The sequence below is a fragment of the Edaphobacter modestus genome, assembly GCF_004217555.1.
In the GTDB taxonomy this organism is placed as follows: domain Bacteria; phylum Acidobacteriota; class Terriglobia; order Terriglobales; family Acidobacteriaceae; genus Edaphobacter; species Edaphobacter modestus.
Genome location: NZ_SHKW01000001.1, coordinates 2,833,794 through 2,855,486 on the forward strand (window position 1 = coordinate 2,833,794; position 21,693 = coordinate 2,855,486).

At 59.4% G+C, this 21,693-nt stretch carries 14 protein-coding genes; 7 read left to right on the plus strand and 7 right to left on the minus strand.

The features are described 5' to 3' along the window. Positions 1-11: 11 nt before the first annotated feature. A complete protein-coding gene (locus BDD14_RS11930) occupies positions 12-2,822 on the minus strand; it encodes an ATP-dependent helicase (protein WP_130423016.1) in 2,811 nt (936 codons plus the stop codon). Between the two features lie 226 nt (positions 2,823-3,048). On the opposite strand from BDD14_RS11930, the gene BDD14_RS11935 reads away from it, so the two are divergent. Then, positions 3,049-3,387 (plus strand): hypothetical protein, encoded by a 339-nt coding sequence (locus BDD14_RS11935; protein WP_130419005.1) that lies wholly within the window; start codon positions 3,049-3,051, stop codon positions 3,385-3,387. 135 nt (positions 3,388-3,522) lie between these two features. Further along, complete coding sequence (locus tag BDD14_RS11940) at positions 3,523-4,077, plus strand: LOG family protein (protein WP_242617898.1); 555 nt, start codon at positions 3,523-3,525, stop codon at positions 4,075-4,077. A gap of 15 nt (positions 4,078-4,092) precedes the next feature. Here BDD14_RS11940 and BDD14_RS11945 read toward each other — a convergent pair whose 3' ends face one another. The 4 genes from BDD14_RS11945 to BDD14_RS11960 are packed head-to-tail and all read right to left on the minus strand — an operon-like array spanning position 4,093 to position 8,023. Then, on the minus strand, positions 4,093-4,518 hold the full coding sequence (locus BDD14_RS11945) for a gamma-butyrobetaine hydroxylase-like domain-containing protein (protein WP_130419006.1): 426 nt from the start codon (positions 4,516-4,518) through the stop codon (positions 4,093-4,095). Between the two features lie 28 nt (positions 4,519-4,546). Continuing rightward, entirely contained in the window at positions 4,547-5,326 is a 780-nt protein-coding gene (locus tag BDD14_RS11950) for a sulfite exporter TauE/SafE family protein (RefSeq protein WP_130419007.1), read from the minus strand. Between the two features lie 52 nt (positions 5,327-5,378). Beyond that, entirely contained in the window at positions 5,379-6,140 is a 762-nt protein-coding gene (locus tag BDD14_RS11955) for an ATP-binding cassette domain-containing protein (RefSeq protein ID WP_130419008.1), read from the minus strand. A gap of 20 nt (positions 6,141-6,160) precedes the next feature. Beyond that, positions 6,161-8,023, minus strand: coding sequence for an amidase (locus BDD14_RS11960; protein WP_130419009.1), 1,863 nt, complete (start codon positions 8,021-8,023; stop codon positions 6,161-6,163). Between the two features lie 174 nt (positions 8,024-8,197). Here BDD14_RS11960 and htpG point away from each other — a divergent pair, with 174 nt between their 5' ends. The 5 genes from htpG to BDD14_RS11985 all read left to right on the plus strand — a co-directional run bounded on the left by htpG (position 8,198) and on the right by BDD14_RS11985 (position 17,148). Continuing rightward, positions 8,198-10,063 carry a molecular chaperone HtpG gene (gene htpG, locus BDD14_RS11965; protein WP_130419010.1) on the plus strand — a complete coding sequence of 622 codons (1,866 nt, stop codon included), beginning with the start codon at positions 8,198-8,200 and terminating at the stop codon, positions 10,061-10,063. 144 nt (positions 10,064-10,207) lie between these two features. After that, entirely contained in the window at positions 10,208-11,185 is a 978-nt protein-coding gene (locus tag BDD14_RS11970; RefSeq protein ID WP_130419011.1) for a formylglycine-generating enzyme family protein, read from the plus strand. 355 nt (positions 11,186-11,540) lie between these two features. Next, positions 11,541-15,020, plus strand: a complete 3,480-nt coding sequence (locus BDD14_RS11975; RefSeq protein WP_130419012.1) for an outer membrane beta-barrel protein — start codon at positions 11,541-11,543, stop codon at positions 15,018-15,020. A 94-nt stretch (positions 15,021-15,114) separates the two neighbouring features. Continuing rightward, positions 15,115-16,638: a GH39 family glycosyl hydrolase gene (locus BDD14_RS11980; protein WP_130419013.1), complete on the plus strand. Its 1,524-nt coding sequence runs from the start codon at positions 15,115-15,117 to the stop codon at positions 16,636-16,638. Between the two features lie 69 nt (positions 16,639-16,707). Next, entirely contained in the window at positions 16,708-17,148 is a 441-nt protein-coding gene (locus BDD14_RS11985; protein WP_165420038.1) for an SRPBCC domain-containing protein, read from the plus strand. 103 nt (positions 17,149-17,251) lie between these two features. On the opposite strand, the gene BDD14_RS11990 is transcribed toward BDD14_RS11985, so the two are convergent. Both BDD14_RS11990 and BDD14_RS11995 read right to left on the minus strand, forming a co-directional pair. Continuing rightward, positions 17,252-20,245, minus strand: a complete 2,994-nt coding sequence (locus tag BDD14_RS11990; protein WP_242617899.1) for a glycosyl hydrolase family 28-related protein — start codon at positions 20,243-20,245, stop codon at positions 17,252-17,254. A 16-nt stretch (positions 20,246-20,261) separates the two neighbouring features. Next, positions 20,262-21,662, minus strand: coding sequence for a glycoside hydrolase family 30 protein (locus BDD14_RS11995; protein ID WP_130419015.1), 1,401 nt, complete (start codon positions 21,660-21,662; stop codon positions 20,262-20,264). Between the last annotated feature and the right edge of the window lie 31 nt (positions 21,663-21,693).

A 21,693-nucleotide genomic window follows, 5' to 3' on the forward strand; every position in this document is an offset into this window, starting at 1 on the left:
TTCAGGGAAACTTAGAGGCGCTCCAGCTGGGCAAACTTCTCCACCAGCTTCTTCACGCCATGCTGTTGAAATTGTACTGTAATCTTGGCGTCATCCCCATCTCCTTCGCGACGAAACACGGTTCCTTCTCCGTATTTCGGGTGCCGCACCCGTGTTCCCTGCTGTAAGCCTGTTTTGCCCGTCGGCTCGGCAATCTCCAGCCGGGGACGCCCTGCCTTGGCAGCGGACTTCTGACCACGACCCGCAAAGAAGCTCGCGATATTGTCCAGCGACCCTGAGCCTCCCGCCGGAGACCTTCCCCCTGCACGCTGTCCGGCCGCGGGCTTTGCTGCCCCGTGACCGCCGCTCTGGTCTTCGTCCTCATAGCTCCAATGCCGTTCGCCCTCCTCGCGGTCGCCGCGGCCAAACCGGTTGGCCTTCGGGTACGGTGTGGCATACAGGCCGCTGTAATCGCCGCTGAACTGGGGACGAGCCGGCGGGCTTCCCAGGTCCTCCACCAGCCGCGACGGCACCTCTTCGAGAAATCGCGACGCCACACTCGCCTCCGGCATATCGCTGCCGTAGCGCCGCCGATGCCGCGCCCTCGTCATCACCAGCGTGTCCATGGCGCGGGTCATGCCGACATAGCAGAGCCTCCGCTCCTCCTCCATGCCGGACGGGTCCATCATGGTACGGGCGTTTGGAAACAGGCCCTCTTCCATGCCCGCCAGAAAGACCAGCGGAAACTCCAGCCCCTTGGCGGCGTGCAGCGTCATCAGAGTCACCTTGGCCTCGGCCGAATACTGGTCGGCATCGCTCGCCAGCGCTGCGTGATCCAGAAACTCATCCAGCGTCTCGCCGCGCTCCTCCGCATCCTGAGCGGCGTTGGCAAGTTCCTTCAGGTTCTCGATCCGCGAGAAGCTCTCCGGAGTTCCTTCGTCTTCGAGCGCACGAATATAGCCGCTCCGGTCGTTCAAAAACTTGATCAGCTCCGGAAGCGTGGCTCTGCCTCCCGGCGTGCGAAACGCCGGACGCTCTCTCCCCGAACTCGCAAAAGGACTGTCCTCCTGAGCGGAGCGAAGCGCAGTCGAAGGACCCGCGGTCTTGTTTTTAGGCGAGCTCTCCTTCAGCACCACTGGTGCAAATGGATTGAAGCTCGCCGAATCGATCCCGTGCAGCTGGTCGGAATCCCGTGCATTCTCCGCTGCAATCGTCGAGATCTCTTCGCTCGGACTAAAATCGAAGGCGAAGTTGAAGCTCGTGTCGAAGTTCTCGCCTTCGCCCTCCGCCGGTTCCGAGACTTCAGGCGCATCCTCGTCCTGGGAAGCTGCGAACTCCGAAACATCGAACGAGGCATCGAACGAGACATCGCCACCTGCATCTGCGCCCACATCCTGCGTCAGCTTCTCGGCGAACTCCGCCCCCAGCATCGCGCGCGCATCTTCTATCAGCCTTCTGAATCCCTCCAGCGCATTCAGCGTTCGCTGCGGCAGCAGCCGATCCTCGATCGCACGTGCCATCGCATCCCACGTGCTCAGCCCCGCGCTCAGAGCCATCCGCTCCAGCGTCTCCATCGTCGTCTTGCCGATGCCGCGGGTCGGCGAGTTCACGACGCGCTGCAGCCCAATCGAGTCATGCGGGTTCTGCACCAGCTTCAGGTAGCTCAGCAGGTCCTTCACCTCGGCGCGATCGTAGAAGCTGAACCCACCCACCATGTGGTACTGAATCTGATAACGCCGCAGGGCCTCTTCCACCAACCGCGACTGCGAGTTCGTTCGATACAGCACCGCGCACCGAGGCTCATCCTCCTGCTGTCCTGCTTCACGCAGGTAGCGCTGAATGCGGTCCGCTATAAATAACGCTTCGTTCTCGCCATCCGGAGCCTCGTAATACCCAATCAGCGATCCACCCTCGCGCGAGGTCCACAGGTTCTTGCCCTTACGCTGCGTGTTCTGCGCCACCACCGTACTCGCGCCCTCAAGAATCACCTGCGTCGAACGGTAGTTCTGTTCCAGCCGGATCGTCTTCCCGTTCGGAAAATCCTTCTCGAAGTCGAGAATGTTCTTGATGTCCGCGCCGCGCCAGCTATAGATCGACTGGTCTTCATCGCCCACGACGCACACGTTCTTCTCCGAGCCGGCGAGTAATTTCATCAGCTCATACTGCGGCCGATTCGTGTCCTGATACTCATCGATCATCACGTAGCGATATCGCCGGTTGTATCGCTCTCGTACTTCAGACGAAGACTTCAGCAGACGCACCGTCTCCAGCAACAGGTCGTCGAAATCCAGCGCATTCGCCTTCGCCAGCTCCTTGCGGTAGATCTCGAAGATATGCGCGATCTTCTCTTCCATCGGATTGGCCGAAGCGAGGAAGTACTCCTGCGGATCGATCATGTGATTCTTCGCCCAGCTGATCCGCCCCAGCGCAACCCGCGGCTTCAGACTCTTGTCGTCGATGCCGAGACGCTTCAGTGCCGTCTTCACGACTGCCTGCTGATCCTGCTCGTCATAGATGGCGAAGCTCTTCGTCAATCCCACACCATTGACACGCAGGGCCTCGATGTCTCGCCGCAGAACACGCACGCAGAAGCTGTGAAACGTTGCAAGCGTCGGCTTTGCCAGCGTCGTATGACCGAGAATCTTGTCGACGCGCTCAGCCATCTCCTTTGCAGCTTTGTTTGTGAAGGTGACGGCAAGAATTGCATCCGCGGGCACGCCGCGCTCTTCAATCAGGTAGGCGATTCGGTGCGTGACGACTCTCGTCTTGCCGCTACCCGCACCCGCAAGCAGCAGCACCGGACCATCCACCGTGCGAATCCCCTCCTGCTGCTGAGGATTCATATTCTCTAAAAGACGACTCAATTTGATACACGCTCCATCTCAATTTTAACCTTCTCGAGACATTCACACCTCGCATGAGCTGTCCGTCCCTATTTCCACCCGGTTCGTCACTTACATAAGTCTCCGGGAACTTCTGTGAGTCCAATGCGTATCGACATTCGAAGAGCTTTCTGAACCATGGCAGCAAGCTCATCGGTCGTAACGCAGTACTACCGGGAGCTAAAAGATGAATTACCGTAAATTTGTTGCAGCCACTGTCGTCGCCGCCTCTTCCCTCCTTGCATCGCCTGCGGTCTACGCTGTAACCAGCGTGCATTCGCCTGTCCTGGCGATGTTTGGCAAATCGAAGACCATCAAGCTCACCTTCCTGAATGACTCCACCGCCCCTATCGAAGTAAAGGCCGGCGAACAAGTCATCAAGCTCGAAGCGGGCAAGCCTGTCACCGTCGATCTCACACCAGGCACCCGTGTCGTCTCCGCGACTGCTACACCCACGCACGAAGCCGGGACCCTCATCGCCGAGATCACCAACGCACTGAACGGCGCGACCATTCACATCAAGTAACACACATCCGAGATATTCCCCATCCGGCCTTTGAGGCGGCGTCCCATTCAGGGCATCGCCTCAAGGGCCGCAATTCCGTTTTGGCACCTTTCTCTGTTCACACTTCCGGCATGGCAGCTTGATATCCTTAATACCGTGATCCGGAATGCAGCAATCTTCTGCGCCTCCTCCAACGGCGCCAGCCCCATCTATCGCGAGGCGGCGATCGAGCTTGGCCGTGCTCTCGCCCAGCAGAGCATCGGCATTATCTATGGCGGAGCCAACGTAGGCCTGATGCAGGCCGTCGCAGAGGCCTCCCTTCTGCATGGAGGACGAGTCGTAGGTGTCATCCCTGAGGTTCTTGTCGATCTCGAAGTCGCTCACCGCGGCCTCACCGAACTCCACATCACCACCAACATGCATACCCGCAAGGCCATGATGGGAGAGTTAGCCGACGCATTCCTCGTCCTGCCGGGCGGCTTCGGCACGTTTGAAGAGATGTTCGAGGTTCTTACCTGGCAGGCTCTGCGCCTGCACCAGAAGCCCGTCGTCCTCATCAACATCAACGGCTTCTACGACAAGCTGCTCGACTTCCTCGATCACTGCGTCGCCGAAGGCGTCCTGAAACCTCATGCCCGCGCGAGTCTTCGAATCGTCTCGTCGGTCGACGAAGTCTTTCCTCTACTCGCAGCTCACCAGATCGGCAGCTAACCCCTATCGGAAGAGTCAGGACTTCGCCAGGCAAGCCTCGCACTGGCACACCCGTCGCAGGTACTCCCACGAGTAGATCCCGCTCTCGTGCCCATCGCTCCACTTGAACTTCACCGCATAGTTCCCCGTTGGAATAACCTCGAGAGGCCGCACCGGGGCCTCGTACATGGGCAGCAGTGTCTGAGGTTTCGGCTTCGCCTCTCCCAGCTTGCGTCCGCTGTGCTCGCGTTCTTCATGGCACGTCGCGCATGGACACCCATGTCGCAGCCAGTGAAAGCTCCACTGGCTTTTGTGTCCATCCTTCCAGTCGATCTCGACCCCGGTTCCCTCTGTCTTATACACACGAACCTTCGCCGGAGTGACGGCTTCGATCGGAAGCCGCTGCTCCGGCGCCTGCGCTGCCTGTTCCGCACTTACGAACCTGATTCCCTCGTGACTCATGCCGCAACCTCGTTCCGCGCCAGCCTTATCATCCGTTTCTCCAGAAAAAATACGCGGCCATCGCGCATCCCGTCACGACGACAATGGCTCGCAGCACGCTCGGATTCATCCTCCGCGCATACTGTGCCCCCACATAGCCTCCTGCACCGGCCAGCAGCATCGACACCACGCAATACTTCCACACCACAGCTCCGCTGGCGATAAACGTTACGACAGCGCACAGATTCGAAAGGCACGCCGCCAGCACCTTCAGCGAGTTCAACGTGTTCATCTCCTCGACGCCGAACAGCGCAAGCGCCGTCATGATCAGAAATCCCGCACCTGCGCCGAAATAGCCGATATAGAAGCAAACCGGTAGCAGCGCAAGAAACAACGGCATGGCCGCAATCTTTCTCTCCGCATGAGGCACCGTCGACCGACGCCTCAGCCATCGGGATACCGGTCCGCTCAACCCGAATAACAACGAAGCGGTCAAAAGAAGCCACGGAACCATCCGGAGAAACGTAACCTGGCCCGTATGCAACAGCAGGATGGCCCCGCCTACGCCTCCTGCCACCGAGGCTCCACAGACCGCCGGCAGCAGGTCGCGCCTCAGATCGTTGCGAAGCGCGGCCACCGACGTCAGCTGTCCCGGCCATAGAGCTACCGTGTTCGTCGCGTTGGCCTGAATGGGAAGCACCCCTACCCCCAGCATTGCGGGGAACGACAAAAACGATCCGCCTCCAGCCATGGCATTCATCACCCCGGCGACCGAGGATGCCGCGACCAATCTCACGTACGGCCAGTGCGAACTCAATTCGGAAAGCATCCATCTTCCATTGTATCGGCTCGCCCTGTATCTGCTGGCCCGGCTGCGTTCCTTACAGCCGCATCTCCGGAGTCGCTCCAAGCAACTCTCGCGTATACGCCTCCCTCGGCGCATCGCACACCTGCTCGCACTCCCCCAGCTCCACTAGGCGCCCTCGCTGCATCACCGCCACGCGATCGCACAGGTATCGCACCAGCGGCATCGAGTGAGAGATAAAGAGATAGGTCAGCCCATACCTCTGTTGCAGCTCCCGCAGCAGATTCACCACCTGCGCCCCCACGCTCACATCCAGGGCGCTCACCGGCTCGTCCAGCACTACAAACTCCGGCCGCAGCGCCAGCGCGCGGGCTATATTTATCCTCTGCCTCTGTCCCCCGCTGAACTCATGCGGGAACCTCAGGAGCGCACTCCCATCCAGTCCCACCTCGGCCAGCATCTCCTCCAGCCGCTCTCTCCCGCAGCGTTCTCCGTGAATTGCAAACGGCTCCGCAAGAATCTCCTTCACTCTCATTCGCGGATTCAACGCTGCATAAGGATCCTGAAACACCACCTGCATCCGTCGTCGCAGAGCCCGCATCTGGCTCGCCCGCGCCACCAGCAGATCACGGCCGTCATACGTCACCTCGCCTGCCGTGGGCTCCACCAGCCGCAGCAGCATCCGCGCTACAGTACTCTTTCCCGATCCCGACTCGCCCACCAGGCCCAGCGTCTCTCCCCGCCCGATCGTGAACGACACGTCATCCACCACGCGCGCGCCCGCGCCGTACTCCTTCACCAGCCCCCGCGCCTCAACCAGCGTGTTCTCGCCTCTCATACCCCTGTCCATGCACTCCTTCAATCCAGCTTCGGATGCAGCCGATGAAATCCCGTGCTCTCCTGGTAGGCCCGCGCAAACGCAGCCAGCCGGGCATCCGAATACAACGCCCCCAGGAATGTCAGCGACACCGGAGTCCCCGGCCCGCCCGTATTCTTGCGGTCTCCGTCCCCGTCGTGGTCAGGAGCCGGAGCATCGGTACCGCGCACACCGTTCGGCACAATCACCGCCGGGTTCCCCGTAAGGTTGGTCCCTGAAAGCTGCGCACCATTGCTCGGCGTTACAACGACATCCACCTCGCGGAACAGCTTCGCCATGCCATCGATCGCCAGCATCCGCGCCCGCTGCGCCTGGATATAGTCGACCGCCGAATAGAACCGCGCCTTGCGAAACGTGTTCGGCCAGTCAAAGCTCTCCTGCCCCGTAAGCAGCGCATCGCGTCCGCTCAGCGTCAGCTCATCGAATGCCGCCGCCGCCTCCGCTGCCAGGACCGGCGTGATGTCGCCGAAGTGATATCCCTTCGGCATCTTCACTTCGATCAGCTTCACGCCCATCTTCCTCAGAGCATCCAGCGCTGCCTGCCCATACTTCGCGTCGTACGTGTCACGCGCAAAGTCCCGTTTTTTTTCTTCCGATGCTCCCGCCTCCAGCACCGGCATATCGAACTCATCCTTGAGATACCCCACCCGCAGCTTCTTCCAATCGAGGTCAGCATCCCAGTTGAAGGCCGCGTCCTTCACGCTGCGATCATGCCCGTCCGGCCCATAGATGACGCTCATCACCAAGGCACAGTCCTCCACCACGCGGCAGATCGGCCCAATCTTGTCCATCGTCCAGCTCAGCGCCATCGCGCCTGTCCGCGGCACCAGCCCGAACGTTGGCCGTAGCCCGGTAACACCGCAGCGCGTGCTCGGCGACGAGATGGAACCCAGCGTCTCCGTCCCGATGGCAAATCCCACACATCCCGCCGACACCGCACTCGCGCTTCCCGCCGAAGATCCGCTGGAGCCCTGCTTCGGATTCCAGGGATTCCGCGTCCTTGCCCCGAACCACAGATCTCCCTGGGCCAGCGCCCCCATCGTCAGCTTAGCCACCAGAACCGCGCCGGCCGCATCCAGACGCTCCACCACCGTCGCGTCATAGTCGAAGCTCTGCTGCTCAAACCCCGCCGCACCCCAGGTAGTGGGATAGCCCTTGACCGCAAGCAGGTCCTTCGCTCCCCACGGAATCCCGTGCAGCGGGCCCCGATACCTGCCTGCCGCAATCTCCCTATCCGCATCCGCGGCCTGCTTCAACGCACGCTCTTCCGTCAACGTAATCAAGAAATGCAGCCGCGGATCGTACCTCTTCAATCGTGCCAGGTACATCTTCGTCAGCTCGACCGAGGCCACCTTGCGCGTCTTCACCAATTCAGCCAGCTCACGGACCGAGGCAAACGCCAGCCCCTCACCACCCACCACAGATGCACTCGCCGCAAGCTTCTTCGCATCCGGAGCCTTGCTCATCCGCATCGGCCTTCGCTCCGTCTCCAGCTTCATCCCCGCCGGAACCGGGTCGAAGACAAAGGCCGGAGCCACCTGGTTCGGAATCTTCATGCTTCGGATCACCAGGACCGACTCGCGCTGTTGCTTCAGCCCCTCCAGCACCATCGTCTTCTGCTCGGCAGTCAGCTTCACCGCCGCAATCGCCGCCGCCGCATCGATCATCTCCGGCGTAATCGCCGCCAGGTGGTCGTGATCCACACCCGCACCCGCAGTCTCTGTCGTCGAGACCTGCGCCGCCATGCCCCAGAGCACCCCAGGCAACAGACCCTGCCCAAGTCCCGCCACCGAACACACGGCTAAAAACCTGCGCCGATCCAACCCGTCAGCATGTCTGCTCATCTCGGCATTATTGCATCTCCTCCGAATCGTCCCGGCATCGCTCGGCGTCGTCCGTAAAATAATCGTGAGACACTCCTCCCGGGCCACAATCAGGCCGGGAAGGCCATCCCCGATCCTTTATAAGAAGCCATCCGCAGTCCTTTTATACTTAGAACGTTTGGGAAGAAAACATCTATGTCAAAACGCGAATTTCAGACCGAAGTCAGTCAACTCCTGCAGCTCATCATTCACTCTCTCTACTCGCACCCGGAGATCTTCCTCCGCGAGCTCATCTCCAACTCCTCCGATGCGCTCGATAAGCTCCGCCATCTAACCCTCGTCGAGGACCAATACAAGGCGCTCCCCTTCGATCCCCGCATCGACCTTGAGCTGGACGAAGAGAATAAAATCCTTCGCATCGCCGATACCGGAATCGGCATGAACGAAGAAGACCTGGTGTCGCACCTTGGAACCATCGCGCGCTCCGGAACCAAAAACTTCCTCTCGCAGCTCTCCGGAGACGCCAAGAAGGACTCCAACCTCATCGGACAGTTCGGCGTCGGCTTCTACAGCGTCTTTATGGTCGCCGACCACGTCGAGGTGATCTCCCGCAAGGCAGGCGAAGACAAGGCATGGCGATGGACCAGCGACGGCAAAACCAGCTTCGAGATTGAGCCCGCGGAGCGACCCGTTGCCGGAACTACCGTAATCATTCATCTGAACGAAGAAGGAAAGCAGTACGCCAACAGCTGGCAGCTTAAAGAGATCGTAAAGAAATACTCCAACCACATCGCCTTCCCCATCTTTCTCACCTACGACAAGAGCGAGTGGAACGAGGCCGACAAAAAGTCCGTCAAAACCCGCACAACCGAGCAGATCAATGCGGCCAGCGCCCTTTGGCGCCGCTCCAAAAACGAGCTCAAGGATGACGATTACAAGGAGCTCTACAAGTCCCTCACCGGCGGTTTCGAAGATCCTCTCTTCTGGTTTCACACCAAGGCCGAAGGCAGTCTCGAATACACCACGCTCTTCTACATCCCATCCAAGGCCCCCCTCGATCTCTTTCAGGCCGAGTACAAGACCGGCGTCAAGCTTTATGTAAAACGCGTCTTCATCATGGACGACGCCAAGGAGTTCCTGCCGCAGTATCTGCGATTCGTTCGCGGAATCATCGACAGCGAGGATCTTCCTCTCAACGTCAGCCGCGAGATCCTGCAACAGAATCGTGTCCTCACCAGCATCCGCTCCGCCAGCGTCAAGAAGATCCTCTCCGAGCTGAAGAACATCGCTGAAAATCAGCCCGAGCAATATCAGAAGTTCATCGCGGAGTACAACCGCCTACTCAAGGAAGGTCTGTACGGCGATTTCGCGAACCGCGAGACCCTGCTCGAACTCATCCGCTTCAAGTCCACAAAGGCGGAAGGCATGACCAGCCTCGCGGACGTGAAGGCGCGAATGAAGGAAGGCCAGAAGAGCATCTACTACATCACCGGCAGCGCGGAGTCCCTTCTGCGTACCTCGCCTCTTCTCGAGATCTACAGGAAGAAGGATCTCGAAGTTCTTGTCCTCGACGACGAGATCGACGAGATCGTCTTCGCCAACGTGGAGAAATATGGCGACATCGACCTCAAGTCCGTCAACAAGACCTCCACCGACGGCGACCTGAAGGACGAATCCGAGTCCGGCAAGGCTGAGGAGATCAAGCCCCTGCTCGAGAAGGTGAAGGGCATCCTCGGCGATCGCGTCAAAGATGTCCGCGCCTCCGTTCGCCTCGCCGACAGCCCCTCCTGCATCGTCTCCGACGACGAAGAACCCTCCATGAAGATGCAGCAGATGCTGCGCGCCATGGGACAGAAAGATCTGCCCGCCCTCAAGCCCACGCTTGAGATCAACCCCGATCACGAGATCGTCCGCAAGCTGGTCGCCCGTCCCGACGACGCCGTCGCCGAAGATGCTGCATGGCTCCTCTTCGATCAGGCGCTTCTTCTGGAAGGTGTGCCGCTGCAGGATCCTGCCACCTTCGTCCAGCGGCTTAATCGGATGCTCAACCTGTCCGTCTGACATCCTCTACGAACCGTTCGCCTGCGCTCTGTCGTGGCCTCACTCGCATCCCACGAGCCCACGATAGAGCCAGCAGGTTCGCGGTCAGACCTTTCGAGAGCCATGCCAATCACGCTAGACTTTCGAATAAGGTCGAACGAAAGAATGAATCACCCTCATCAACCCGGCGACACCGCACCCAAGGGGTGCTGCGCACCCTCGTCGCAGCGTGGAGAAAGCGCCGACACTCCCTCGATTGTTCCTGCCTCGCAGGAGATGCTCCCGGGATTCCGCGAGCGCATGCTCTCCCTGCCCGGCGGAACCTTCCTCATGGGAACCGACTACGCCGATTCGTTCCCTGACGATGGAGAGGGCCCGGTGCGCGAAGTCACCGTCGCTCCCTTCCTCATCGACAAGTACCCTGTCACCAACCAGTTGTTTGAGCAGTTCGTCCGCTCCACCGGATACAGAACCGAGGCCGAGACCTTCGGCTGGTCCTTTGTCTTCTGGTCTCACATTCCCAAAGCGAACTTCGCCAGCCTCGTTGAAGATACCGTGGCCGCGGCTCCCTGGTGGTGCAAGGTTCCCGGAGCCTCCTGGAACACCCCCGAAGGACCGGGCTCGCACCTGTCAGGACGCGAAAACTATCCCGTCGTGCATGTCTCCTGGAACGATGCCCTCGCCTTCTGCCAGTGGAGCGGCCAACGGCTCCCGACCGAAGCGGAGTGGGAGTACGCCGCCCGCGGCGGCCTCCAGCAGAAGCTCTATCCCTGGGGCGACAAACTGCGGCCAGACGGAAAGCATCGGTGCAATATCTGGCAGGGCGAGTTCCCGGACCGGGACACCGGCGACGACGGCTATGCCGGAACCTGCCCCGTCGATGCCTTTCCTCCAAACGGCTTCGGTATCTATTCCATCACCGGCAACGCATGGGAGTGGTGCGCCGACTGGTTCGACACCCATTACCACCGCACTGCGGGCCGAAACAATCCAACCGGGCCTTCCACAGGAACTTCCCGGGTCATGAAGGGCGGATCGTTTCTCTGCCACAAATCCTACTGCAATCGCTACCGCGTCGCCGCCCGCAGCTCCAACACCCCCGACAGCTCCACAGCGAACATCGGCTTCCGCTGCTGCCGATAGCTTAATCGCCTGCCTCCTTCACCTTAGCGCGGCCGAACCCAACTTTTTTTAGCGGTTCGTATCACCAGAAACTTGTTTTCTGCATCTCTCTTCATGAAGCATCCATGCGAGTTGCTACACAGGGCCCCGATTCGTCGCTGGACCCTTCATTGAACTGAGTCTTTTTTAGACCTTGTGTCTCCTGTAGTTGATTCTCCCGGGTTAGGCGAAAAGGAGTGCTTCGACCGCGCACAGCGGATCGGACCCTTAAGCGAGTGGGCAAGTGTCCCTTCGACACTCTGCCGACCAGAAATCCCAGAACCAACCCGGAGCTTCGGTCACGTAAGTATTGGCCGCTCCGCTTTCAGGAGCAGTGATGAAAACGCAGTTCACCTTCCCCCCTCTTCCATTTCCATCCAGACTTGCCCTCTTTCTCTTCGGTTTCACCTTCCTGGTGCTTCCGGCAAGATTTGTCCACGCGCAGTATCGAGCGGGCCTTCAGGGCACGGTTACCGATTCCACCGGGGCCGTCGTTCCCGGCGCGACCGTCACCATCGTCGACAAAGAGACGAATCAGACCCAGACCGGCAAATCCGACGGTGGCGGAACCTACACCTTCAATCGCCTTGCCCCCGCTCCCTACACCGTCACCATCGAAGCTACGGGCTTCGCCAAAAAGACCGTCGACAACGTCAACATCTCCGGCGAAACCATGCAGGGCCTGAACATCAGCCTTGACCCTGAAGGCTCCCAGCAATCCGTCACCGTCACCGACACAACTCCCCCAATCAATACCGCGACCGCTACCATCGCCGGAGTCATCACCGCCCAGCAGATGCAATCGCTCCCTTCCTCCAACCGCGACCCCTACCAGCTCCTCCGCCTGGCGCCAGGAGCTCTCGGCGACGGCTCGCAGACTGGCACAGGACAGAGCTACTCTCTTCCCGGCAACGGCGGTATCGGCGGTAGCAGCAGCTCCGGAAGTATCTTCGCCGTAGAGAATCGCGCACAGACTCAGGGAAACGGCGTTCGTACCTCCGGCAACTCCTTCCAGATCGACGGCAGCCAGGTCAACTCCCTTGCGTGGGGCGGCGGCGCCGTCATCACTCCCAATCAGGAGTCCGTCAAAGAGGTCCAGACCCAGACCAGCCCCTATGACGCGACCAACGGTCGCAACAGCGGCGCGCAGGTTCTCATCGTCTCCAAAAACGGCACCAACGACTTCCACGGCAGCGCCTTCTTTAAATTCCACCGTCCCGGCCTCAACGCCTATCAGCGCTACAACGGTCCAGGCTCCGAAGGCGATACCGATCGGCTGCTGCGCGACAACAACCGCTTCAACCAGATCGGCGGCAGCATCGGCGGCCCTGTCTGGAAGGACCACGTCTTCTTCTTCTTCTCCTATGAAGAACTCCGCAACAGCGGACGCGATCAGGCGACGCACTGGTACGAAACCCCTGAGTACGATCAACTCATCGCGCAGAGAAAAGCAGGCGGAGTCTCCGCTGCAATCGCCGGCTTCCCGGGCGAGAGCGTCAGCTACCAATCCGTCGCGGCAAACTCCGGATGCGCCTTCGCCGGGTTGAGCGGCGCCTACTGCCATGACGTTCCCTACAGCGGCGGCGGAACCGCACTCGACGTCGGCTCTCCCTTGCCTACTCCTCTCGGGACCGCCGATCCCAGCTACCTGGGCAACAACTCTCCCGGCATCGGCGGCGGCTTCGATGGTGTTCCCGATCTCTTCTATGTCAACACCGTCAATCCCAGCAACAGCGTCAACCAGCAGTTCAACGGACGCCTCGACTGGCAGCTCAATCCTCGCGATCTCATCGCCTACACCGTCTACTGGGTGCCCACCTCTTCGACTTTCTTCAACGGCCCCAACCGCACTGCCAATCTCTGGAACGTGAACCGGCTCGCCTACTCTCAGGGGGCGCTCTGGAATCACGTCTTCGCTCCCACCCTGCTCAATGAGTTCCGTTTCAACGCCGTGCGCTGGTACTTCAACGAGATCACCTCTAATCCCCAGGAACCCTTCGGCCTGCCCCGTGGCATTCTCGATACCATGGGCGGCATCGGCACCTCCGAATTCCAGTTCTTCGGCTCCCCCGGCCCCGGCAACTTCGCTCAAACCACCTACAACATCCGCGACACCCTCACCAAGACCTGGCGCTCGCATAACATCCGCATGGGCTTCGACGGCTATCGCGAGCTCGACAACGACACACAGACCTCCGCCGCCATCCCCGCATACACCTTCCGCAACCTGTGGGAGTTTGCCAATGACAAGCCGCGTCTGCTGAATGGCAACTTCGATCCCCGTACCGGAATACCGACCTCCGCAACCAAGTACATCCGGTCGTTTATCTACGCCGGCTATGTTCAGGACGACTGGCGCGTCAATGCCAACCTTACCCTCAACCTCGGCCTGCGCTACGAATACTTCACGCCGACCACGGAAAAGAACGGAAATATCAGCAATCCGGTCCTCGGCACCGGCGCCCAGACCCTCACCGGAGCCACCATGAAAGTAGGCGGCGATCTTTACAAGACCAGTCCCAACAACTGGGGACCGCAGTTCGGCTTTGCCTACTCCATCAACCCCGCCTCTAATCATCTGACCGTTGTCCGTGGCGGCTTCGGCATCGCCTACAACCGTATGCAGCAGGCTGTCACCCTCAACGGCCGCTCCAATCCACCCTTGGTCACCAACGTCAACGCTGTATGCACCGACACATCTCTCATCAACTGCCCTGGCGTTCTATACGCTGCATCCTCTAGCCCCACCAATATCAACGGCTATCCCTCCAATCCAACGGCCATCGCGACCTTCGGTCCTAATGGACTTCCGACGAGCGGGGCTGCACTTACGATCACAGGCATTCAGCAGGACCTTCCCACCCCCCTCACGTACAAGCTGTCTCTCGGTGTGGAACACGCCCTTACCTCCCGCTGGATCCTCAGTGTCGGCTACCAGGGCAGCCTCTCCCGCCACTACACTCGCCAGAACAACCTCAACTGGATCTACTATCCCAACCTGAATCCCTCCATCAGCAACTTCAGCTTTTTCTCGAATGACGCCACCGCTAGCTCTCACGCATTCCTCACGGAGGTTCGGCACACCTTCGGCAACAACTTCACCATCAATGGACAGTACCGCTATGGCAGGATCCTGGACACTGCCTCCCAGGACTACTACATCGACCAGTACCCCTACGACAACCGCTTCGCCTACGGCCGCGCCGATTATGACATCACCCACAACGCCAAGCTCTTCGGAACCTACTCCCCGAAGCTCTTTCCCAATAACCGCTTGCTCAAAACCATCTTTGGAGGGATTCAGATCAGCGGCATCCTCCAGTACCACACCGGCTTCCCGTGGACTCCCATCTACGCCAACACCGGCTGCAACGTCGTCTACGTCGGCAGCGGATACTGCAATCTCCGTCCCGGCTCCCAGTTCGCGCGAGGGTCAGGCGATACCAGCAACGACACCTTCAAGCGCGCCGGCGGTCAGTTCCCCAACGGCGGCCTCGCCTACTTCTCCATCCCAACCTATCCCACCACTGGAGCCCCCCCGCCTCCAGGCGTAGGCCGCAACAGCCTCCACGGCCCCAACTACTTCGACACCGACATGGATGCACAGAAGACCTTCGGCATTCCACAAACCAGCATCTTCGGCGAAAATGCCGGACTCACGATTCGTGCCATGTTCTTCAACATCTTCAACCAGACCAACCTGACACCCTTCAACACCGGCGATGGCAATACCCTAATTACCAGCAGTCAGTTCGGGCAGTCGCAGACGGCTCTCGCTGCCCGCGTCATCGAATTCCAGGCGCGCTTCAGCTTCTAGGCTGTGTCGGATCCATCAACCACAAAGAAGAGAGGGGCGCCCCCAAGGCGCTCTTTTCTTGTCATTAAGTCTCGTCCTCCAGCAGGAGCACGCAATGAACCGCCTCACCCGACCCATCGTGAACCTCCTTCTCCTCCTGGCTCTCTCTACTCTGCCGTCCCATGCGCAGCAAACCATCGAGATCAACGCCAACGCCCCCACCACTCCCTTCCCCCACTTCTGGGAAGAGATGTTCGGCTCCGGCCGCGCCGCGCTCGTCCTGCGGCAGAGCTATCTCAACGATCTCAAAGCCGTAAAGCAGGTCACCGACTTCCGCTACGTTCGCTTCCACGCCATCCTGCACGATGAGCTGGGAGTCTACAACGAAGACGAGCACGGCAACCCCGTCTACAACTTCGCCTACATCGATCAGATCTACGACAACCTCCTCGCCAACGGCGTGCGCCCCGTAGTCGAGATCAGCTTCATGCCCAAAAAGCTCGCCTTCAACCCCGACTTTCTCCATCCCTTCTGGTACAAGCCCAACGTCTCCCCCACCAAGTCCTACGAAAAGTGGGACGGCCTCATCACCGCCTTCGCAAAAAATCTCGTCGGCCGCTACGGCATCGACGAGGTCTCCCAGTGGCACTTCGAAGTCTGGAACGAGCCCAACATCGACTTCTGGGGCGGTATCCCGCGCCAGCGCAGCTACTTCGAGCTCTACGACCACACCGCGCGCGATCTCAAAGCCGTAAGCCCGCGCCTGCGCGTCGGCGGTCCCGCCACCGCAGCCGCACAATGGGTCGATGCCTTCCTCAAGCACACCACCGAAAACAACGTCCCCGTCGACTTCGTCTCCAGCCACGGATACGCCGACGACACCGTCGAAAATATGTTCTCGCCCAGCGACAACGTTCCCGCCGATCTCCCCATGGACCAGCGCGTCTGTCGCGCCATCGCCAAAGTCCGCGGCCAGATGAAGGCCGCCGGCAAGCCCACCATGCCACTCTTCTGGACCGAGTGGAACGTCCCCGGCCATAACCAGTCGCGCGACACCACCTACGTCGGCCCTGCCCTCGCCAACACCGTCCGCCAGTGCGACGGCCTCGTCGACATGATGTCCTTCTGGACCTTCTCCGACGTCTTCGAAGAAGGCGGGCCCGGCCCCCGGCCCTTCATCGGGCAGTTCGGCCTCCGCGCCGAGTTCGGAATCAACAAGCCCAGCTACTACGGCTTCGCCCTTCTCCACCAACTTGGCGACCAACGTATCGCCAACACCTCACCCGACATCATCACCACTAAATCTGCGGATGGAAGCCTGAAGATCGCCGTCTGGAATCTCGTCGCTCCCGACGCCGAGTCCCTCCGCAACGGCAAGACCCGCACCCTCACCCTCAATATTCAAGGGCCCGCCGCCAACGCCCCCGTGGCCATTCAGCGGGTCGACAACGAACACGGAAACGTCCTTCCGGAGTACGCCAAAATCGGCAAGCCCGACTATCCCACACCAACCCAGGTGGAACAGCTCAACCGCGCTACTACACTCCCTCCCCCGGAGCAAACCCATCTCGAAAACCACCAGCTCACCCTGAAGCTCGAGCCCAACGCTCTGGCCCTCGTCACAGTAACCTCCCACTAAGCTCGACACAGATTCCTCGCTGAGTGGCATAATCCCTTGCATGCCAACAGAAACACTGAAGGAGATCACGTGGCCCAGCAAACTCCATTGCACTTCCTTTTCTACTTCGCCGCACCTCCAGATAAAGTCTGGGAGGGCTTCGTCTCCTCCGAATCCAATCGCATTATCTTTGCGGGGGCCGAACTCGAAGCCGATCTGAAGCCCGGTGGTCTGATGAACTGGGTCGGCACAGGGACCGACGGTAAGCGCAGCATCTACGTTCGCGGCGAAGTGCTCCAGTCCGAACCGCTAAAGTTGTTGCAATACACATTCGCCCTTGGCTCTTCCAACAAGGTTTCGCGCGTCACGATAGAGCTTGTGCCAGAGACTGAGGCCACCAGAGTTTCCGTCACCCATGACCAGTGGGCGGAAGACGACACTGCCTACGTCTCCTGTGCCGATGGCTGGCCACGCATCCTCTCCCGCCTCAAAACACTGGTCGAAACAGGCAAGACGTTTAAGCCACACTGATGCGTGACGCATCGCCGATGACGAGCCGCGGTGTGCTATGTATGTTGTTGCCAACACAAGGAGTTTTATTCAACTCTTACCGAAACGAGGAGGGAGGAGGTCCTCACCGCCGAACCTCGACGCCATACACCGAAGTCCGCGCAAGGATGTAAAGCGTCCGCCCATCCTTTCCCCCGAAGATTAGGTTGATCGGACGCTCGGGAACCTTGATCGTATCGATCAACTCGCCCGACGGGTTGTAGACATAGACCTGCCCCGCAGCAATGTAAACGTTCCCCGCAGCATCCTGCGTAACGCTCTCTCCGCCGCACTCCGCGAAGAGTTTCAGATGGTTCAGCGTCCCGTCGGAACCAACATCCGCGACATACGTCTTCTGCTCACTCTCGTCGCTCACATAGAACGGCTTGCCTTCCACCGCCCTTCCAAGGCCGAAGGCGCGAAGAACGTCCGCCATCTTCGTACCGTAGTAGAGTGCGCCGGTAACAAAATCCTCTCCCGCCGGAATAAACGTAGTGCCGTCCGGAGAGACATACTGATACGGCCTCGGAACAGGCACAGCCTGTACGAAGTCATTCTCATTCCGCCAGTAGTTCACCGGCAGCACAGGAGTCATCCCGTCTCTCGCCGAAGCCTTCTGTGGCTTCAGCAGCGTGATCTCCTCATCCAGTGCTTCAGGCCTGAAGCTGTACACGGTCCCGTTCCCCGCGTACGAGACCACCATCAGGTCTCCCGCCTTGTCGAAGACCAGCTGAACAGGATCGAGCGGACTGTCGCGTACGATGGCCGCTCTCTTCTCCTCCGGAAGCAGGCGATAGATCCGCTGCCAGTGCGCATCGACAAAGTACAGCTGGCCCGCAGGATCGACCGCAGCGCCGGAGACGTTGTAGAAGCCACCAGCAAGCCGCTCGAGCTTCGCTCCGTCCGCAAGAACCGGAGAAGCCTTCTGCGGCTGTGTTTCGGGATCGTCCGATGAAGTATCGATCGTCATCGAGGCGAACTCGCGGTTCCGCACCACCTGCGTTGCTTTGCCATCGATGACGACGGAGTTGTCGAAGGACACTTTGTTATCGCCATACACATGGATGTTTCGCAGACGGATGTTATGCGAGTCCGCCACATGAATCGCATTCAGGAAAGGCTGATAGCTGCTCACGACGCGATAGCTGTGATAGTTCGCAACCGTAATGTTGCTCGAGCTCTCGATCGACAACGGCAGCGCAAACGGCCCTTCGCCGCGCTCCTCCTCCGTCTGCAACGCATAGATCTTCCAGTTCGACGCGTGATCGATCTTGATCTCGTTGCGAACGTGATGCTCGCTCGAAAGCTCGTAGACGCGCCCCTCGGTGGTGGTGTTCGAGATCATCATCCCCGCCTGCGCAAACGTGCTCGGCGTCCAGATATTCGCGAACGTTCCACCACCGCCATCCGTCACCCACAGGCTCGGATACTGGCTGTCCCACCGTCGATTGAGATCGGTATCCGCCGTATGCGTGTTGTTATAGATCGTGTTGAACGAGACACCGGGAAGCGTCGTTCCATGCCCCCCGAGAAAGCGAACATCGTCCATCAACGAATCCTTGCCCGCCATCCACTTCGCACCCACCGCACGGCTGTTGATCCCGTTGGTATAAAGACCGATGCCGGTAACAATATTCGTTCCGCCCTTTGGAGCCTCCAGCAGCGGCTTCGGAGAGCCCGGCCCCTGGAACCCCGGGGTCGAGTCAGGAATATCGAACTGCGTCGTCGATGGATTCAATCCAATCAGCACCGTATCCGGACGAAGCGTAATCGTATCGGTAACAATATAGCGACCCGTCGGAATATAGATCGTGCGATGCGCTGCAATCGCCTCGCGGATCGCTGCCGTGTCGTCCGTACTCCCATCGCCCTTCGCTCCCAGGCTCTTGAGATTCACCCACGTACTCTGTGCCGGAACGGCAGGAATATCTGTCGGCACGAGCTCAGGCATCGACGAAAGCGAGCTTACATCGAAGTGCGTCTTCACCTCTCCCTTCGCCGAAGGCGTGGCAAAGATCAATCCATGCGTCAGCGCATTCACGCGATACATCTCGCCACGGCCCGGAAGTTTGTTCCCGCTCTCACGAAACGCAGCAAAGACCGGAACACGGTGGCAAACAACATCCTCAAGGTTGATCTCTGTCCGCAGACCAAGATCATTGCTGACGATAACCGCAGGGCCGCTTAGATCCTCGAAGCGAGAGTCCTTCACCCAAAGCTCCTCCGCATAGCCCGGATCGATGGAGATCGCGGTAGGAGTATGACGAATCTGTGCCCGGATCAGCGTAAGACCTGCCTCATGTTCCTTGATCGCAGCCTTGCTCTGTCCCTCGAAGGTGGAATCCAGCAAGGTAAACTGCCACCCCGGAGAAGGCTTCCGCGTCATAATGCCGTATTGCCCGCCGTAGAAGTGAAGGTCTTCCGCCTCGTTGCCCACATCATGAAGCGCGGCCAGCCCCGATCCCACATGAAAGTCCATGTGAGCCAGGTAGCAATGCTGTGCGGCGTGAAAGCGGACCCCGACTGCGGCAGGATTGCCCTCTTCAATGTCAAGATCGATGTTGCTTACTGCTGAGTAAAACGTCCCTGGATTCGCATCCGCGATCGAAGGATTGATCGGAACCACTCCCGGCACCGGCGTCTGCGGCCTTCCCTGTCGTATGGGCGCAGCGTTGTTACGCGGACGATTGCCGGTGAACATCACCATGTAACCCATTCCATCCTGGTAGCCCGGCGTGTTCTTCCCCAGCACAAAGGTGGGACGATTCGCCCCATAACCGATCAGCCGGATGCCTGGCCAGACAAAGACCGTCTTCGAGAGCCTGTAGCGTCCTTCCGGAACAAAGACGATTCCCTGCCCCGCCGTCTCCTGCACCTTGTCGATCGCCCTCTGGATCGCTTCCGTATCGTCGCCGATTCCATCGCCATGAAGTCCGCCCTCGCTACGAACCAGATACACAGCCTTCGCGTCCTCCGGTCGCAGCGGATAATACGAGGTCGAAGCCCATAACGGCATCCCGGCACACACAATCGCAAAGCCCGTCATCCGGCCCAGAAAGCGCTTCCATCTCATCTGCATTCCCTCTCTACCGCAATTACCAGACATAGGTCCCGACCGATCCTGCGGTCAGCGAGCTCTTGATTACCTTTCCGTGGAACCGAACCGAGAAGACCTGATCCGATGCGCTACTGTTCGCGACGATCAGAACTGTCTTTCCATCGGGCGTCCGAAAGGCAACATTGGGAATAGCATCAGCATTACTCGATCCGATCCTCACCGAACCATCGGGAACAAACTTCGAGGCCTGCGCAATGGTGTAGTACGCGAGATTGCGCTTCACCTTGTCGCCATCTATCGTCAGCGCTCCCTGGCATCCCGTGCAGCCGCCATCGTTGGTATGAGGACCAAACTGCGGATCGGCCGCAAGATTCCACAGCAACACGTTTCGACTCCAGTTGCGTGTCGTTCCAATCACGATTTTCGCGACGGGCTTCGCCACATCCATCTCGCCTTCATTGCGATGATCCGTGACGGATTGTTCCGTGAAGTACAGATTCTTCTTCGGAAACGCATCGTGAACCTGCGTAAACGCATCGACCGTCCCGCCATAAAGATGAAAACCGGTTCCATCCACGTACTTGTTTGCCTTTGGATCTTTCAAAATGGAGAGCGGATACGCGGGATGATCGAGGTTGTGATCGTAGAGCACGATCTTCGTCTTGATGCCTGCCTTCTGAAACGCGGGGCCGAGGTCATTCTCGATAAAGTCGGCCTGTTCCGACTCGAGCATCAACATGCTCGGAGTGTTCTTCTCATTCAGCGGCTCATTCTGCACGGTCAACGTATCAATGTCGATTCCCTCAGCCTTCATCGCCTGAATGTATTTCACAAAGTAGGTCGCATACGCGGCGAAGTATTCGGGCTTGAGAACGCCTCCCCTCGCTACTCCACTCGTCTTCATCCAAAGCGGCGCAGACCACGGCGAGGCAAGAATCTTGATCTTCGAATTGATGGCAAGAATCTGCTTGAGGACGGGAATCACATCCGCGCGATCCGGCTCGATCGAGAACTTCTCCATCGTCACATCCGTCTGCCCCTCCGGAAGATCGTCGTAGGAGTAAACGTGATCGTTCATATCGGAAGCGCCCACGCTCACCCGCAGATAGCTGACGCCGATGCCGTCCCCTTCCGTAGAAAACAGATCCTTCACCAGAGCAGCGCGAGCCTCCGCGCTCATGTGAGCGATCAGCTGCGCGCTGCCGCCAGTCAGAGCGAAGCCGAAGCCATCTATCGTTTGATACCGCTGCTTCTCATCCACATCGATGACCTGTCCTGCCGCGTCTCCCCCGGCAAAGGCCAGAGGAGGAGTCTGCAACTGAAGCAGTGCCGAACGGTCCGGTTTCGTCAGCCACAACGACGCATCCTGTGCGCGTACAGGTATAGGTGCAAGAGCCACGGCCAGTGCCAGGAACATCCACGATCGCCTTTGCGTCATCTCAACTCTCCCATCGAAACTAATGCTGATC

Coding starts and splice junctions, on each gene's coding strand:
- BDD14_RS11970 (WP_130419011.1), top strand. CDS start 10,208: ATGAATCACCCTCATCAACCCGGCGACACCGCACCCAAGGGGTGCTGC.
- BDD14_RS11950 (WP_130419007.1), bottom strand. CDS start 5,326: ATGCTTTCCGAATTGAGTTCGCACTGGCCGTACGTGAGATTGGTCGCG.
- BDD14_RS11955 (WP_130419008.1), bottom strand. CDS start 6,140: ATGAGAGGCGAGAACACGCTGGTTGAGGCGCGGGGGCTGGTGAAGGAG.
- BDD14_RS11935 (WP_130419005.1), top strand. CDS start 3,049: ATGAATTACCGTAAATTTGTTGCAGCCACTGTCGTCGCCGCCTCTTCC.
- BDD14_RS11945 (WP_130419006.1), bottom strand. CDS start 4,518: ATGAGTCACGAGGGAATCAGGTTCGTAAGTGCGGAACAGGCAGCGCAG.
- BDD14_RS11960 (WP_130419009.1), bottom strand. CDS start 8,023: ATGAGCAGACATGCTGACGGGTTGGATCGGCGCAGGTTTTTAGCCGTG.
- htpG (WP_130419010.1), top strand. CDS start 8,198: ATGTCAAAACGCGAATTTCAGACCGAAGTCAGTCAACTCCTGCAGCTC.
- BDD14_RS11995 (WP_130419015.1), bottom strand. CDS start 21,662: ATGACGCAAAGGCGATCGTGGATGTTCCTGGCACTGGCCGTGGCTCTT.
- BDD14_RS11980 (WP_130419013.1), top strand. CDS start 15,115: ATGAACCGCCTCACCCGACCCATCGTGAACCTCCTTCTCCTCCTGGCT.
- BDD14_RS11990 (WP_242617899.1), bottom strand. CDS start 20,245: ATGCAGATGAGATGGAAGCGCTTTCTGGGCCGGATGACGGGCTTTGCG.
- BDD14_RS11930 (WP_130423016.1), bottom strand. CDS start 2,822: ATGAATCCTCAGCAGCAGGAGGGGATTCGCACGGTGGATGGTCCGGTG.
- BDD14_RS11975 (WP_130419012.1), top strand. CDS start 11,541: ATGAAAACGCAGTTCACCTTCCCCCCTCTTCCATTTCCATCCAGACTT.